The sequence below is a fragment of the Actinomadura sp. NPDC000929 genome, assembly GCF_040492065.1.
GTDB classification, from domain to species: Bacteria; Actinomycetota; Actinomycetes; order Streptosporangiales; family Streptosporangiaceae; genus Spirillospora; species Spirillospora verrucosospora.
The window spans coordinates 79323-93612 of the sequence record NZ_JBEUPA010000009.1; the positions used below are offsets into that span (position 1 = coordinate 79323).

Genomic DNA, 14290 nt, shown 5'->3' on the forward strand with positions numbered 1-14290 from the left:
CGCCGAGGAAACCGGAGGCGCTCAGGGGGGCGCGGGGAGTCGTCGCGGCTCCAGGAGGGCCGGTACGAGGCGCGCCACGCGCGTGCCGGAGCCGCGCGCGTCCGCTGACGCCCGCGGCACGGGAGGACCTCACGGACCGGATCCTTCGGAGCCGGACGACCCCCGCGGCCCGTACGAGGAGCCGGAGACCTTCCGGGAGCCGCGCGAGGGCGGGCGCCGCGTCCGGCGGGTGCTCACCAGCAACGTCACCATCACGATCGTGGCGATCGGCGCGATCGGCGGTGCGCTGACGGTCGTCGACCTCGGCAGCTTCGTCGACGACGCCAGCGAGCCGCCCAAGGCCGCGGGCGCGGGGCTGTCCACCAACGACATGCTCGCGAAGCTGACCTCGGCGTCCGACATGGACAAGGTCGCGGCCGACGCGGTCGCCGTCGCCAAGGAGCGCGCCTACAAGGAGCACCAGCGCGAGCTGAAGCGGCTCAAGGAGAAGGCCAAGCGGGACGCGGCGGCACGGGCGAAGCTCAAGGCGGAGCAGGAGCGCGAGCGGCTCGCCAAGTCGAACCCGAGCGCCGGGCAGAACAAGGCGTACGGCAAGAAGATGAACGAGCTCAAGGGATGGGGCCGATGCTGGCCGTCCCTGCTGACGCTGTGGAACCACGAGAGCGGCTGGAACGAGCGGGCCGAGAACCCCTCCAGCGGCGCCTACGGCATCCCCCAGGCCCTGCCCGGCTCCAAGCTGGCCAGCGCGGGCGCCGACTGGCGCACGAGCTCCCCCACCCAGATCGCATGGGGGCTCGGCTACATCAAGGCGCGCTACAAGGACCCGTGCCTCGCCTGGGACTGGTGGCAGGCGCACAACTGGTACTGAGCCCACCGGGGCGGCCCGGCCTGGCACCATGGGGGGATGCGGACGAGCAGGGCGCGCCGCGCCGGCGACGAGCGGGCGAACGGCACGGGTGAGGGCGCCGGGGCCGAGGGCGGCGGGAGCCGCCAGTGGGCCCGCGCCGACGCGACCCGCCAGGCGCTGCTGACCGCGGCGCTGCGGGTCTTCGCCGACCGCGGCTACGCCGACGCGGGCATCGCCGAGATCGTGGAGCGGTCCGGCATCAGCGTCGGCAGCCTCTACCACCACTACGGCGGCAAGGCCGGCCTCTACGTGGCGCTGTGGGAGGACCTCACCGAGGAGCAGGAGGCGAGCGCCGCGCAGGCGGTGTCCGCCGCCCGCAAGGACGGCGAGTCCGACCCGATCGCGCTGTTCATCGCGGGCGCCCGCGCCTACCTGCGGGTGTGCTGGGAGCGGCGCGAGGCCGCCCGGCTGTTCCTCGCCGGGGAGGGCCCGTCCGGGTCGTCGCTGATGCGGCGCAGCCGCGCCCAGCACTGGATCGCGCAGAACACCAAGCTGCTGCGCGGCCCGTCCGGCGACGCGCCCGCCGGACGTCCCGAGCAGGTGCTGAGCCTGGTGCTCACGACGGTGATCGGCGAGGCCGGGCGGGAGATCGCCACCGCGGAGAACGAGGCGGAGGCGGCCGAGATCATCGACGAGGTCTGCCGGATCCTGATCCGCCTGGCCCGCTGACCTCCTGACCCGCTGACCTCCTGGCCCGCTGACCTCCTGGCGCAGGGCCCCCGCCGGCGCCATGGCGGACTCCGGAAGCCGTGTCCCGGCGGACGCGGTGGTCAGGGGCGGGCGGTGTGGACCCGGCGGACGGAGAGCCGGATCGGGGGGACCGGCTGGAGCGGGCGCGGGTGCCGGGCGCGGGCGGGCTGCGGCGGGAGCGTGCGGAGCCGGGCCGCGGTGGGGCGCTTGTCCGCGACCCGCGAGCCGGCGGCGCGCAGGCGGCGGCGCGCGGCGAGCGGGACACGGCCGTCGGAGCGCCGGATCAGCCGCATCCGGAGCAGCAGGAGCACCACCCCGGCCGCCAACGCGGCGAGGAACCCCGCCTGGAGCGCGGTCAACTCCTCGATGGTGAACGGCTCCGGGGGCAGCCTGTGCAGGTTCGACACCGGGACGAGCGGCCCGGAGTCGGGCGCGATCTGCGGGGACTCGGCGGACACGATCGGCGGCAGCGCCACCTGCGGTCCGGTCATCCCGGCCAGGGGGTCGGAGTCCGGCGGGGTCAGCGGCGGGACGCCGGGCGTCGTCGGGCTGATCCCCGGCGGCAGCGCCCCGGACCCGGATGTGATGATCAGCTTGTAGCTGCGGGACACGCTCCTGGCACGGGCCGCCGAGACGGCCGCACGGAGGGTGATCACGCCGGGCTTCGCACCGGACGGGGCCCGCACGGTCGCGATCGCGGAGGCGCCGCCGGATCCGACACTGCCGAGGGACTGCGCCCCGGGACCGACCGTGGCGCCCGAGGCCGACATCCGCAGGACGATCCCGTTCGCGGTGGCGTTCGCCGACGCCACCCGCACGGTCGCGGTGATCGAGCCGCCGGGCCGCATCGTCGCCGCCGACACCGTCAGCCCCAGGGACAGGACCGGCGTCTTGGGCTTGCCCGGGCCGGTCGGCGGCTTCGTCGGCGGATGAGTGGGCGGCTTCGTGGGGGGATTGGTCGGCGGCTTCGTCGGCGGGTCGGTCGGCGGATCCGTCGGCGGGTCGGTCGGCGGGTCGGTGGGCGGATCCGTCGGCGGATCAGTGGGCGGGTCGGTCGGCGGATCCGTCGGCGGGTCGGTGGGCGGATCCGTCGGCGGATCCGTCGGCGGGTCGCTCGGCGTTTCGGTGACGGTGGTGGTCGGCGTGGGGGTCGGCTCGTCCGCGAGAACCGGATGGACGCCCACCATGCCGATGAGCGTCACCGCTCCGAATCCGGCCAGGAGCGAAGCCGATCGTGAACGCACCCCGAACGCACCTCCACCGCATTACGGTTATTCCGCCGAATTGCATTGGATTGGATGGAAGCATGCGGCGATTCGGGGAATCAACCCCGCAGGTCAAGGTTCGTTTCAGGTGCTCAATTCGCGCCGAGCGGCTATTGGGCGATTGTCAACCGGTGCTCGTTCCCGCGCGGCGACGCCATCCCACGCGGCGCTCGTGCCGGGCGGCCGGGCGGCGCGTGCGCGCAACCGCGTCGCACGCAGCACGGCCTCGATCGCGAAGCGCGCCTCGCGGTCGGTCAGCCGGTCGCCCAGGACTCCTTCGACCTGCCGCATCCGGTAGCGGACGGTCTGCGGGTGGATGCCGAGCTCCCTGGCGATGTCGTTGGCGGTGCCGCGGGTCACCAGCCAGGCGTGCAGGGTCTCCAGCAGGCGGTCGCGCTGCCGGGGGCTGAAGCCGTCCATCCCACCGAGGTGGCGGTGCGCGAGCTGGTCGACGAGGGCCTGGTCGGAGAGCAGCCAGAGGGTGATGAGGTGCTCCTCGCAGTCGATCACCGGGGCGTCCTCCAGCACACCGGTCTCGACCAGGCCGAGGGCGCACCGCGCCCAGCGCAGCGAGTCGGCGACGCCCGCGATCGGCACGGTGAGGCCGATGACGAGCTGCCTGTCGGGCAGGACGCGGAGCAGGGATCGCCGGCGCTCCGGGGTCGGCCTTCCGGGAACGACCAGGAACGGCTGGGTGGCGGTGAGGTCGGCGAGGACGTCCTTGTCCAGGAGGGCCCGGACGTACCGGGCGCCGGGCGGGGCCACGACGGCGGTCGCCTCGTCCGGCAGCGTCCATCCGGCCCGTTCGGCGGCCTCGGCCAGGACGCGGGACGACACGTCGCGGCGGAGCAGGAGCTCCAGCAGGCGGCGGCGGTGCGCCTCCGCCTCGCCGTCCGGGCGGGCGTCCAGGTAACCCTCCAGCGCGAGCGCGGCCAGTTCGTCGATGTAGGCGAACAGCGCGTCGGCGAGCTGGGCCATCACCTCGGGCGACAGTCGCCGGCGCGGCCCGACCTTCATGATGCGCCGCCACGCGACCTGGACGCCGATGCGCAGCGCGGCCTGGAGGGTGTCGAGCGTCCGGCCCTCCTGGGCCTCGAAGCGGCCGAGCCTGCGGTAGGTCTCCTGATGGCGCACGCTCGGTTCCAGCGGGTTGGCGACCCGGTCGACGAAGTCCGTCAGGGCACGGTCGACTCCGATGCGCAGTGCCTCGACGTAGGGCCCCTTGAGGGGACGCCCGTACTCGGGGATCGAACGGCGCACCTCGTCGATGATCTCCCCGGCGAGGCTGGGCAGTTCCGGGCGCATCAGCACGGCGAGCCGGCGCGGCAGCCGGCTCGGGCGACTCGCCGACTCCCGTGTCAACGTCTGCTGTGCCATGGGGTCGGCACACCTCCAGACACCGCCATCGCGGACGAGGGGTGTTCCGGGCGGGGCACCCGGTCGTCCGGATGATCGGCCATATGGCGTCAACACCGAGGGCGGCCGAGCGGGGACCCTGCGCACCCTCTGCATTCTGTGAGCTGAAACACGTCGAACTTAGATCATACGAAATCCGGCAAGGTAAAGGGAAGGTAAATTCAGCAGGCAGTGGCACCGCAGTCACATTCAGCGCCCAATAGGGGCCGGTCTCATTTCAGCGCGGAGCCGCGCTCCCGCAACCGGTACGCGCGCAGCACCGCGTCCAGCGCGAAACGCGCCGCCGGGTCGGCGAGCTGCCGGTCGAATTCCGCGCTGATCTGCCGCATCCGGTACCGGACGGTCTGCGGGTGCAGCCGGAGCCTCTGCGCCGCCTCCACCGCGTTTCCTTGCGCGTCCAGCCACGCGCACAGGGTTTCGGTCACGCGCATACGCCGGGTGCGCGGCATTTCCGCCAACGCGCCCAGTTCCCGGCGGGCGAGCTGGTCGAGCAGCGGCCCGTCCGAAAGAAGCCACAGCTCCAGCAGGTGCCGCTCGCACAGCGTGGGGCCGCCGTCCTCCAGGCAGCCCGCCTCCACCAGCGCCAGCGCCCGCCGCGCCCAGCGCAGCGAGTCGGCCGCCTCCCCCAGCGGGACGGTCAGCCCCACCGCGGAGCGGCGCTCGGGCAGGGCGCGGCTCAGCATCGCCGCGCGCTCCGGGCCGTATCCGCCGGGGATCAGCAGATGGGGCTCGGCGTCCGCGAGGTCGACGAGCACGTCGCGGTCCATCGCCTCCCGGACGCACCGTGCGCGCGCCGGCATCGCGACCATCGTCACCGTGGGGGGCACCGCCCAGCCGGCGGCCTCGGCGGCCTCGGCGAGCGCGCCGCTCGCCGCGCCGGGCCCGAGCACCATGCGCAGCAGGCGCCGGTGGTCGCCGGGCAGCTCGTCGGCGGACGACCGGACCTCCAGGTAGCCCTCGACCGACAGGGAGGCCAGCTCGTCGATGTAGGCGAACAGCGCCTCGGCCAGCCGCGTCGTCACCTCCGCGGGCAGCCGCCGCGCCCGAGCCACGGCCGCCACCCGCCGCCACGCGACCTGCACCCCGACCCTGTAGGCCGCCTGCAGCGCGTCCAGCGTGCGCCCCTGGTAGGCCTCGCTGCGACCGAGTTCCCGGCACAGCTCGTCGCGCCGCTCGTAGCCGTCGACGCCGCCTGAGACCTGGTCGACGAAGGCCGCCATGGCCTGCTCGACGGTGATCCGGTACGCGGACGGTTCCGGCATCCCCTGCCGGGCGTACTCGGGAACCGACCGCTGGACCTCCTCGAGGATCTCCTCGGCCAGCGAGGGCAGCTCGGCACTCAGAATGGCGATGACCTGTGGCGGGAGAGCTCCGGGACGCCCCCCTCCCCCAACGAGGGCCCTCGTCATTCGCTCCTCCGCTCGCACCGTTCAAGAAAAGCCTCGAAAAAATGTAACCCACATCACGGCCGCCGCACATCATTACGGAGGAGATCGCGCGTCCGAATGGCCGCGGCACTCACTGGCCGACAAAAATGGCCGGATTGAATGATCAATGGGAGACAATCCGGAGAGGCAGTGACCCCCGGCCGTTGACGCCCGGCCGCCCCCGGGCCGCCGATCACATCCGCACGCCATCCGAAACTGTCGGCACAATTCCGTCATTACGCGACGCAACGACTGTCCCTCACCGCAGTCACGGCGGTGCCGTGCCCGCGGGATCGCCGCGGACACGGCACGGTCGAACGGGCTCGGCTTCAGAGCTGGCTGTAGTTCTTCGACACGAGGTACTCGTTCTGGATCATCGTGTTCTTGCCGGCCGCCGAGGGGAATCCACCCACCTGGTTGACCAGCCAGTCGGCGATGCCGCCGCCGAACACGCACCCCTTGGCGCCGGGCACCGCGAACGAGTTGCCGACGTGCTTGGCCTGCAGCACCGGCGGCGTCGAGTCCGGCCGCGCGATCGAGAGACCCTCGCCGGTGATGGGCGTGTTGGGGGCCGGAGGGCTGGTGGTCCCCGTGGTGAGGCTCACCCTGATCGGGTTGCTGTTGGTGCCGACCGTGCAGTTGCTTCCGAGGAACGGGTTGATGAGCCGGACCTTCAGCCCGATGTTGATCTCGAAGCTGCTGCTGACCGGCATCTCGAAGACGCCGGCGTACTCGACCTTGGCGTACACGGCCGACAGGAGCGGGTCACCGAACAGGCCGGGCTGGACGAGCATCTTCGGGGCGTTGATCGCGCCGAAGACCGTCTTGGTCTCGAAGGTGCTGGGGTTGAAGGTGTTCGCCCACGTGATCCTGATCGGCTGCTCGATCTTCTGGTCGAAGTTGCCGACCTTGAACGTGCCGCTGGTGACCACACCCACCCAGCACTGCGAGTAGTCCGGCGACGCACCGTCCGGGAGGGGCGGGCAGTCGGAGAAGCTGAAGCTCGACGGGATCGGGTCCGGGTTGGCCGCCGAAGCGGGGGAAGCCAGGCCGAAGCTGAGCAGCGCAGCACCGAGCACGGCGGGAAGCGCCAGCCGGGAACTGCTTCTCCGGAAACGAATCGACTTCACCGGTTCGTCCTTTCTTCTTGCCGGGAGAAACGGGCACAGAGCGCCGGGCAGCCACAGTGTGATCCCAGCCGACGCGGAACCGTGAAGCGGATCCTCGATGAGAAAGATCCTCGATTCCCAATGGGAGAGTAATACTGAAACAATGCCGGTTCAATACACCGCGACGCACGAGCATGGAGATTTTCTCGCCTTGTAAGCGAATAGCAATGACGGCGGCCCGGGAGTGGCCGGTATTGTCATCGACCGCAGATCGCCGGGAGCGTCGGCCCTTCACCCGGACTCGTTCGTCCCGTCTGCTTCATATGGCGGAGAGCCAGAGGAGTCACCGTACTCGCCGCAGGCCGGCGACGGCCTGCAGCGAGCCGGTCTGGCCCTGCCGTCGCCCGGGGTGGTGCAGGCAACGATGCGGCCAGTCCTGGAGGGCCCGGGGACTTCCGGCGCGATTCAGATCGCGCCGGAACGAGAGGCCCATGGCGATGGGAGGTTCGGTCAGGGGGAGGTGATCCGCTGAGTGGGACGGAAGACGAAATCGCCCTTGTATGAATTGAAGACGCTGAGGAAGTCCGTGAACCCGGGGATCTCGCACGTCGAGTCCCCCGACGGCATCAACGTATGTGAATTCATGGAGAAGGTCCCGTTGTCATAGGAGCCTTCGAGAAGCCCAGGAGCCTCACGCTGCCCCGGGAGGAAGATTCTCCCCAGGTTGTGGGAGATCCGCAGCGTACAACGCCTCCCTCCGCCGGTGTCCACGGTCGCGTCGAGCAGCACGCCGTTGATCTTCATCGCCGGCCGGCCGGTCGCCGCGTCGATGGTCATGTTCAGCCACAGCGAGCCGTCCTGCGTGACCTTGTCCGCCACCTGGTAGACGGTGCCGTCCGACGCTTCCACCTCGCAGCCGTCGAGGGACATGTCGCCCTTGCCCAGCCTGAAGCGCGACTGCCAGTGCCCCCGTTCGAGGTCGAGCCGCATGGTCGCCGACTCGCACCTGAACTCCGCGTTGTCCCCGGCGTACCCCAGGGTGAACGGTTTCGCGACCGCGGTGACGACCCCGCCCGGATCCACGGTGAAGGTCTGAGGAAGCGCGCCCGCGCCGTCCACGCAGCGGTTACCAGTGGTGACCTCGCACCAGAGTCCCGATTCGAGTCCCGCGTAGTTTCCCGCCCCGGAGACACTCGCGGTAAGGATCGGGCTGAGATCTTCGGTCACTCCGCAACCGGAGAAGGAGGGGATCGTGACGTTCTGGGCGATCAGCGGCTGCCCGCTTTCGTACTGAGTCGTCCCCGTTCTCAGCGTCCCCATGAATCCAGTCGCGGAAAGCGCGGTGGGGCTTGTCATGCATTTGTTGCCGAGATCGAGGGGAACTCCGTTGACCTCGGCCTTGCCCGCTTTGATGCGCACGTATGCACTGGCTTTGAGTTGTTGCTGGTCGACGGTCGGACCCGAAATATCGAGTTCGGTCGACAGCTGCTGGAGAATCCGCATGTTTCCTGTGATCGGGCCGGACCCGCCGGCCCGCGGGGAACCGACCTGAACGGCTTCCGCCACCGCGCGTGTCGGCATGAAGCCGAAACCCAGCATCGTGGCGGGGGTTGGATAGGTGCGGTTGACGAAGTATCCGCGGAAATCCGTCCAGTTCGGCCCGAAGAAAATATTCCCCATATAGCTTTCAGTCAGCGCCCGAACATTGTTCTCGAAAGCAACGGGAGCGGCGTTCCCGACCTTTTTGATGTTGAAGAACCCCGTCGCCTTGAGGCAGTACATCAGTCCATCACCGGTGTCGGCGTTCAGGCCGTCCGGATTTTCCGGGGACTCGAAGATCTTCGCCAGTTCGGGATCGTCGCTGATGGCGTACCGCGGATCCTGCCCCCGGGCAGGGATCAGCTTGCACAACTTCTCCGGAGAGGCGGTGGGCTGACGGGGCGCAGCGCTCGACGCGCCGGGGATCGCCGGCTCGTTCCCCCGCCCCACCCGCAGGCGTCCGAGTACCGGCGCCTTCTCCGCCGCACAGCGCAGCTTCAGTTCGGACGCGTCCTTCCCCGTCGCCGCGTCGCCCGGCACCAGCGACAGGCCCACTGCCCCGGCAGACCATGAGAGCTCGCCCGGCGCTTCGGGGACCAGCGGGGGCGCCACCCCGCTCCCGGTCAGGTGCACGGCCCCGTCACCCCGTGGCGGTGCGGCCGCCAGGGCGAAGGCCGGCCACCCGGCGCGCCCGTCGCCGCCCGGCCCGTGGACCGCGACCTGGATCTCCGCGACCCCTCCGAGCGCGGGGGAAGGCGTGGGCGACGGGGCGACGCTCGTCGCCGGTGGTGTCGACGCCCCGGCGGGGGAAGCCGCCGACATCCTTTTCACCACCTCGGGCGGGAGACCGATGTCGATCTTGATGGTGCCCAGCTGGACCGGCTGGCCGACGGTCCCGGTCGACGGGACGGTCGTTTCGATCCGCAGCGCCACATCGTGCGTTCCGGACTCGCCGGAGCAGACAAGCCCCATGTCGACGCCGATGTCCGCGATCGCCGCCGGGACCGCCACCAGTGCGCCGCCACTCACGGCGAGGCCCGCGACCGCCGCGATCCGCGCGACACCTCGGAACGTCCGATGCATTTCACATCCTTGATCGACGGGGAACCGCACCCGGGCGGCGAGCGCCCGGGTGCGGCTTCGGTCAGAGGCGTGCTCTCACGTCACGTGCGAACGACGGTCGGGCCCTCCTTGGCCGTGGAGTTGACACCCCTCAGTTTGATCACGCCGGCGAGCGTGGCCGTGTCGCCGTTCTTCACGATGTTGGTGGGGCACGTCGCGGAGACGCTGGTCGCGACGAGGTTGTTGGTGGACCCGAACGGCAGCGAGAGGGTACTGGCGGCCCCGGCGCTCGTCGGGTTGGTGTGCGTACCGTTGATGAACCCGTTGGTGCTGGTCGATCCCTGGAACGTCGCGGAGCACGGGATGCTGGGGATGTTCACCACGATCCTGACGCCGCTCAGCCGGCCGGGGGTGGCGCCCGAAGAGGTCAGGCCCGTGGTGGAGAGGGACCACGGCAGGTTCTGGGGCGTCACCGTGGCGACCTGGCTGGAGACCGTGCAGTTGCTGAACGTCAGACCGGTCACCGAGCCGACGGGGTCCACGACGCCGGTGCCGACCTTCACCGTTCCGGTGGCCGTCAGGGCCTTCGCAGCGCCGGTGTCGACGCAGGTCAGGACCCCGCCACTACTGCTGGCGGCCGCGACGGAGCCGCTGTTCTCTCCGGTGACGGCCTGGGTGGAGGGCGAGGGCACGCCGGGCATGGTGACGTTGATACCGGCCGCCCAGGCGGGGGTCGCGGTGAGAGCGGCGGCGGTGGCCGTGACCGCGGTGACGGTCAGAGCCATTTTCGAGATCTTTCGCATGTCAGTCCGCTTTCCCTTCACGGGGGGTGGTTTCTTCTTCTCGTAGGGACACTGACCGCGTTCTACAGGTCCAACTCCTCCGGGTTGACGAGCGCAGAACCCCGAAAGTCGAACTTCGTCGACTTCACCACAAGACCACCCAGTCCTGCCGTACTAATATCGGAATATACCCGCCAGTAGTGAACTTCTCAAGAGGCTGTTCGACTTCCCCTTAAAGCACTCCGCGGATCCATACACGCTTTGTCACCGGATTAGTTTTCGATCAAGCTGTATTTATCACCGGATTCGAGTCTCGTGACGATTCGGGGGTCACGCGCCGAGGGTGTCGATGGCGGAGATCTTCCATTTGCCGTCGGCGTACAGGGCATCGACGGCGAAGACGGCCGCGGAGTAGCTCGTCTTGTTCGTGTCGGTGCGGGTGTTGCGCTGGTCGGCGAAGACGAGGAGACGGGCGCGGTCGCCGGCCAGGGATTTCACCGCCGAGTCGGTGACCGCCGTGGTGAGCACCTGCTTCTGCTGCGGAGCCTGCTTGCGCACCAGGGCGAAAAGCTGGTTGTACTGCTGGACGGCCTTTCCGGTGAGCAGTTCCTGCGCCGCCTTCTCCGTCTTGGCCACGTCGGCGTAGTTGTAGGAGAACACCGTGTTGACGGCCGTGGTCACCTGGCCCTTGACCTCGGCGGTGCGGCCATTGTCGCTGAGGGCGTCGTTCTGCGCGGAGGCCGCACCCGTGAGGTCGCGCTCCTGGGCGTTCGACCAGGCGGCCACTCCACCGAGCGCTACTGTCAGCGCCCCAAGGAGGATGACCAGGCGGGTGCGCGCGGTGCCGGGGACGAACCGTCCGGCCGAAGTGATCGCTGCCATTTCGCTTTCTCCTCCCCGCTCAGGGCGTACCGGTCGGGGCCTGGCCGAGCGCCGACAGTTTCCAGCCGTCCGAGGTCCGGGTGAGCTGGCCGGCGAACCGGCGGGTGTTGTCGACCGGCCTGCCGTCGGCGCCGGTGATGGTGATGCGGACGGCGGCGATGACGGCCGCCTTGCCCGCGCGGGAGTCGAGTTCGGTCAGCCCGGATTCGAGGATCTTCGCGGTGCTGGTCGTCTTCGCCTTCTGCACCTCGGTCCTCAGCCGGGCCTGACCCTGGACGATCTGGTCGTAGAGTTGCGCGGTCGCCGAGTCCTGCCACACCTTGAGGCCCGCGTCGACCTGCCGGTGGTCGAGGGTGTTGAGATTGACGATCTCCTGGCCGGCCACGGCGAGCACCCGATCCCGTTCGGCGGCGTAGGCCATCGAGTCGTCGCCGGACGCCGTGTGGTACGACCAGCCGAACCACGCGGCGGCACCGGCCGCGACCAGCGTCACGAGCGACGCGATCCGGATCAGCGGATCCTTGGAGAGGCGGTGCCGGGGCCGCTCGGCCGCGTCCTTCGCCGGCGGCCTCGCGGCCGGCGCCTCACCGGTCTCCTTCTCGGACGGCGACGGCTCCGGGTCCGGGTCCGGCTGCGGGTCCTCGGCGGCCCCCTCCCCCGCGGGCTCTGGAGTCTCGGCCGCGTGGTCCGCGGACGGTTCCGGTTCGCGCGGTTCGCCGGCGGGGCTCTCGGGCTCGTCCGCCAGCGCCTCGCGCTCGTCGGCCGCCGGATCGGCGGTCTTGGTCCTGGTCTCGGTCACCTGAGTCCACCCCTTCTTTTCAGGCGGCCCGGAGGTCGCTGATGCGCCAGCCGTGGTCGTCGCGGGCCGTGACGATGAGCTGGGCCGCGACCGGCGGACCGGTCGCCCTGCCGCCGCGGGTGGCCTGCTGGTCGAGCAGGACCAGCAGGACCGCCGTCCCGTCACGGGAGAGTCTGATCAGACCGGCCTTCGCGACCTTCGTGGTGAGGGCGAGCTTCATGACCGGCGCGTTCTGCTTCACGAGGCCGAACAGTTCGCGGTAGTCGCCGACGGCGCGGCCGGTGAGGGCCTCGTTCGCGGCGCGTTCGGTGGCCGCCGGGTCGGTGTAGGAGTAGGTGAAGATCCGCGCGACCTTCGCCGAGACGTCGGCGACGACCGCACCGGTCCGGGCCTTGTCGACGAGTGCGCGGTTGGCGGCCGGTGACCGCTCGCTCCGCCTGGCGGCCCAGGCGTCGACGGCGAGGGCGGACAGGCACAGCGCCAGCGCGAGGGCCACGGGCCACCCGAGCCCGGCCGCCCGCCTGAGTCCGGAGACGAGCGTGCGCCGGGCGGTCTTCCTCTTCCGCGGGGCCGGGTCGCGGCGCGCGGGGCGCTCCTCGGTGATGCTCACGGGCCGCTCCCCCCGGGCGCCGGCGCTCTCAGCGAGCTGATCTTCCACACGCCACCGACCCTCTGCATCCCGACCTCGTAGCGTTTGCGCTGCTCGGTGCCCTGGGCGGCGCCACCGGCGGGCTCGGTGAAGATCCGGACGGAGGCGAGGACGGTCGCCTCGCCCGCCGACCGGTCGAGTGCGGTGACGGCGAGTGCGGTGACCCGTCCGTGCGAGGGGGCCTTCTGCCCGGCGAACCTCGCGCGTGCGCCCGGGATGTCGCGTTTCAGTGCGTCGGCGAACGGGCCGGTGGCGACGTCCAGCCAGTGCGTCATGTCCAGCTCCGCCACCTTGGGGTCGATGCTGTTGATCAGCGCCAGATCGCGGACGGCGGTCCGGCTCACGTCGTCCCGCGCGGTGGCGAGGTCGTGGTCCGCGCCCCGTCCGGACTGGAACAGCGACCAGAACGACAGCAGCAGGAGGACGGTGGCGGCGGCCGTGAGGGCGTGGCCGGCCGGACGGATCCAGCGGATCATCCAGGTCGGCTTGCGCAGCACGGCCGCCACGACGGTCACGGCGCGCCCCCGAGCCCGAGGAGGGCGGCGAGGTCGCCGGACGGCGCCTGCTGCCGCGCCAGTCCGGCCAAGCCCAGCGAGGCGAGCAGGCCGGTCGCCTCCGGGCCGCCCAGCGCGCCCGGTCTGGCCGGCGCCGGGACGCCCTTGCGCGGCGCGTTGGCGGTGCCGCGCACGTTGATGCCGCTGCTCGGGCTCTCCGCGCAGTGCGCGTCGGTGTTGAACGGCGCGGGCGACAGGGTGAGGCCGTCGCGGTACCTGGTCTTGCCGTAACCGCGGGTGCAGGGCTGCGGGTTGAAGAACGTGGTGACCAGACCCATCCGGAGCTTGCCCCCGTCCACGATGCTGGGGCCGATCGCCGCGACCCGCGGGAGATTGGCCAGCATCTCCTCGATGGCGGCCTGGCGAGGCTCGGCCACGCGGGCGGTCGTGAGAAGGTTCGCCAGCAGCACGCCGAGGCTCGGGTCCAGGTCGTGGAGCAGGCCGGACAGTTCCGCCGCCGCGCCGGGCCCGGCCGTGATCAGCTCGCGCAGATCGGCGTCGGAGTCGCGGAGCCGCCGCGCGAGCAGGCTGGAGTCGGTCGCGAACGCCTTGAACGCCCCCGACATCTCGTTCTGCGTCCGCAGCACCGCCTCCCCGTTGTGGATCAGAGCGCGCGTTTCGGGGAAGGCCGCGTCGGACGCCGAGATGAACCGGGAGCTCGTGTCGAGGAGCTGCTGGAGGTGCGGGCCCTGCCCGGCGAACGCCAGCCCCAGCTCGTCGATGAGGATCCTGGTGTCGTTCAGCGGGAGCGAGGCGGTGAAGTCGTTGACGCTCTTGAGCGTCTCGTCGACCGGCGCCGGGGTGGTGGTGACGCTGCGCGGGATCGTGGTGCCCTGGGCCAGATAGGGCCCGGTGTCGGCGCGGGGCCGCAGGTCGACGTACTGCTCGCCGACCGCGGAGCGGTTCGCGACGATCGCCTGGAGGTCGCGCGGGATGTCCGGCGCCGAGTCGTCGATCCGGAGTTCGGCGATGACGCCGTCCCGCGTCAGGTCGAGCCTGCCGACCTTGCCGACGGTGACGCCCCGGTAGGACACCGCGGACCCTTCGAAGAGGCCGCCGGTGCTGGGCAGGTCGAGCCGGACGGTGTAGTACCCGCGCAGCCCGACGTAGCGGCCGACGTCGGCGTAGTTGACGCCGATGTAGGCGACCACGACGATCGCGATGACGGCGAACACGGCGATCTTGATGCGGGTGACCAGGGTCAGCACG

The 14290-nt window shown here is 70.9% G+C and carries 13 protein-coding genes; 2 read left to right on the plus strand and 11 right to left on the minus strand.

The window, feature by feature from the left end:
• Positions 1–82 precede the first annotated feature (82 nt).
• Together ABWI04_RS05795 and ABWI04_RS05800 are read left to right on the plus strand one after the other, a co-directional pair.
• Positions 83–868 carry an aggregation-promoting factor C-terminal-like domain-containing protein gene (locus tag ABWI04_RS05795; protein ID WP_353831676.1) on the plus strand — a complete coding sequence of 262 codons (786 nt, stop codon included), beginning with the start codon at positions 83–85 and terminating at the stop codon, positions 866–868.
• A gap of 36 nt (positions 869–904) precedes the next feature.
• Positions 905–1576 (plus strand): TetR/AcrR family transcriptional regulator, encoded by a 672-nt coding sequence (locus ABWI04_RS05800; RefSeq protein WP_345182767.1) that lies wholly within the window; start codon positions 905–907, stop codon positions 1574–1576.
• 101 nt (positions 1577–1677) lie between these two features.
• Here the strand turns inward: ABWI04_RS05800 and ABWI04_RS05805 are convergent, their stop codons facing one another.
• The 11 genes from ABWI04_RS05805 to ABWI04_RS05855 all read right to left on the minus strand — a co-directional run bounded on the left by ABWI04_RS05805 (position 1678) and on the right by ABWI04_RS05855 (position 14289).
• Entirely contained in the window at positions 1678–2841 is a 1164-nt protein-coding gene (locus tag ABWI04_RS05805; RefSeq protein ID WP_353831677.1) for a hypothetical protein, read from the minus strand.
• 105 nt (positions 2842–2946) lie between these two features.
• Positions 2947–4239: a PucR family transcriptional regulator gene (locus ABWI04_RS05810; RefSeq protein WP_345182769.1), complete on the minus strand. Its 1293-nt coding sequence runs from the start codon at positions 4237–4239 to the stop codon at positions 2947–2949.
• A 251-nt stretch (positions 4240–4490) separates the two neighbouring features.
• On the minus strand, positions 4491–5687 hold the full coding sequence (locus tag ABWI04_RS05815) for a PucR family transcriptional regulator (protein WP_353831678.1): 1197 nt from the start codon (positions 5685–5687) through the stop codon (positions 4491–4493).
• 347 nt (positions 5688–6034) lie between these two features.
• Positions 6035–6835 (minus strand): hypothetical protein, encoded by an 801-nt coding sequence (locus tag ABWI04_RS05820; RefSeq protein WP_345182772.1) that lies wholly within the window; start codon positions 6833–6835, stop codon positions 6035–6037.
• 489 nt (positions 6836–7324) lie between these two features.
• The gene (locus ABWI04_RS05825) at positions 7325–9436 is read right to left on the minus strand and encodes a hypothetical protein (protein ID WP_353831679.1); all 2112 of its coding nucleotides are present in this window, start codon (positions 9434–9436) and stop codon (positions 7325–7327) included.
• Between the two features lie 80 nt (positions 9437–9516).
• The gene (locus tag ABWI04_RS05830) at positions 9517–10200 is read right to left on the minus strand and encodes a hypothetical protein (protein ID WP_345182774.1); all 684 of its coding nucleotides are present in this window, start codon (positions 10198–10200) and stop codon (positions 9517–9519) included.
• A 327-nt stretch (positions 10201–10527) separates the two neighbouring features.
• Positions 10528–11079 carry a hypothetical protein gene (locus tag ABWI04_RS05835; RefSeq protein ID WP_345182775.1) on the minus strand — a complete coding sequence of 184 codons (552 nt, stop codon included), beginning with the start codon at positions 11077–11079 and terminating at the stop codon, positions 10528–10530.
• A gap of 19 nt (positions 11080–11098) precedes the next feature.
• Positions 11099–11878, minus strand: coding sequence for a hypothetical protein (locus ABWI04_RS05840; RefSeq protein ID WP_353831680.1), 780 nt, complete (start codon positions 11876–11878; stop codon positions 11099–11101).
• A gap of 19 nt (positions 11879–11897) precedes the next feature.
• The gene (locus tag ABWI04_RS05845; protein ID WP_345182777.1) at positions 11898–12488 is read right to left on the minus strand and encodes a hypothetical protein; all 591 of its coding nucleotides are present in this window, start codon (positions 12486–12488) and stop codon (positions 11898–11900) included.
• Entirely contained in the window at positions 12485–13042 is a 558-nt protein-coding gene (locus ABWI04_RS05850) for a hypothetical protein (RefSeq protein WP_353831681.1), read from the minus strand. Before ABWI04_RS05850 ends, ABWI04_RS05845 begins: the two co-directional genes overlap by 4 nt.
• Entirely contained in the window at positions 13039–14289 is a 1251-nt protein-coding gene (locus ABWI04_RS05855; protein ID WP_345182779.1) for an MCE family protein, read from the minus strand. Before ABWI04_RS05855 ends, ABWI04_RS05850 begins: the two co-directional genes overlap by 4 nt.
• Position 14290: the final 1 nt, after the last annotated feature.

Excerpts from the sequence above, each read along its gene's own strand:
- ABWI04_RS05825 (WP_353831679.1), bottom strand. The coding sequence starts at position 9,436 with ATGCATCGGACGTTCCGAGGTGTCGCGCGGATCGCGGCGGTCGCGGGC.
- ABWI04_RS05815 (WP_353831678.1), bottom strand. The coding sequence starts at position 5,687 with ATGACGAGGGCCCTCGTTGGGGGAGGGGGGCGTCCCGGAGCTCTCCCG.
- ABWI04_RS05830 (WP_345182774.1), bottom strand. The coding sequence starts at position 10,200 with ATGGCTCTGACCGTCACCGCGGTCACGGCCACCGCCGCCGCTCTCACC.
- ABWI04_RS05810 (WP_345182769.1), bottom strand. The coding sequence starts at position 4,239 with ATGGCACAGCAGACGTTGACACGGGAGTCGGCGAGTCGCCCGAGCCGG.
- ABWI04_RS05835 (WP_345182775.1), bottom strand. The coding sequence starts at position 11,079 with ATGGCAGCGATCACTTCGGCCGGACGGTTCGTCCCCGGCACCGCGCGC.
- ABWI04_RS05800 (WP_345182767.1), top strand. The coding sequence starts at position 905 with ATGCGGACGAGCAGGGCGCGCCGCGCCGGCGACGAGCGGGCGAACGGC.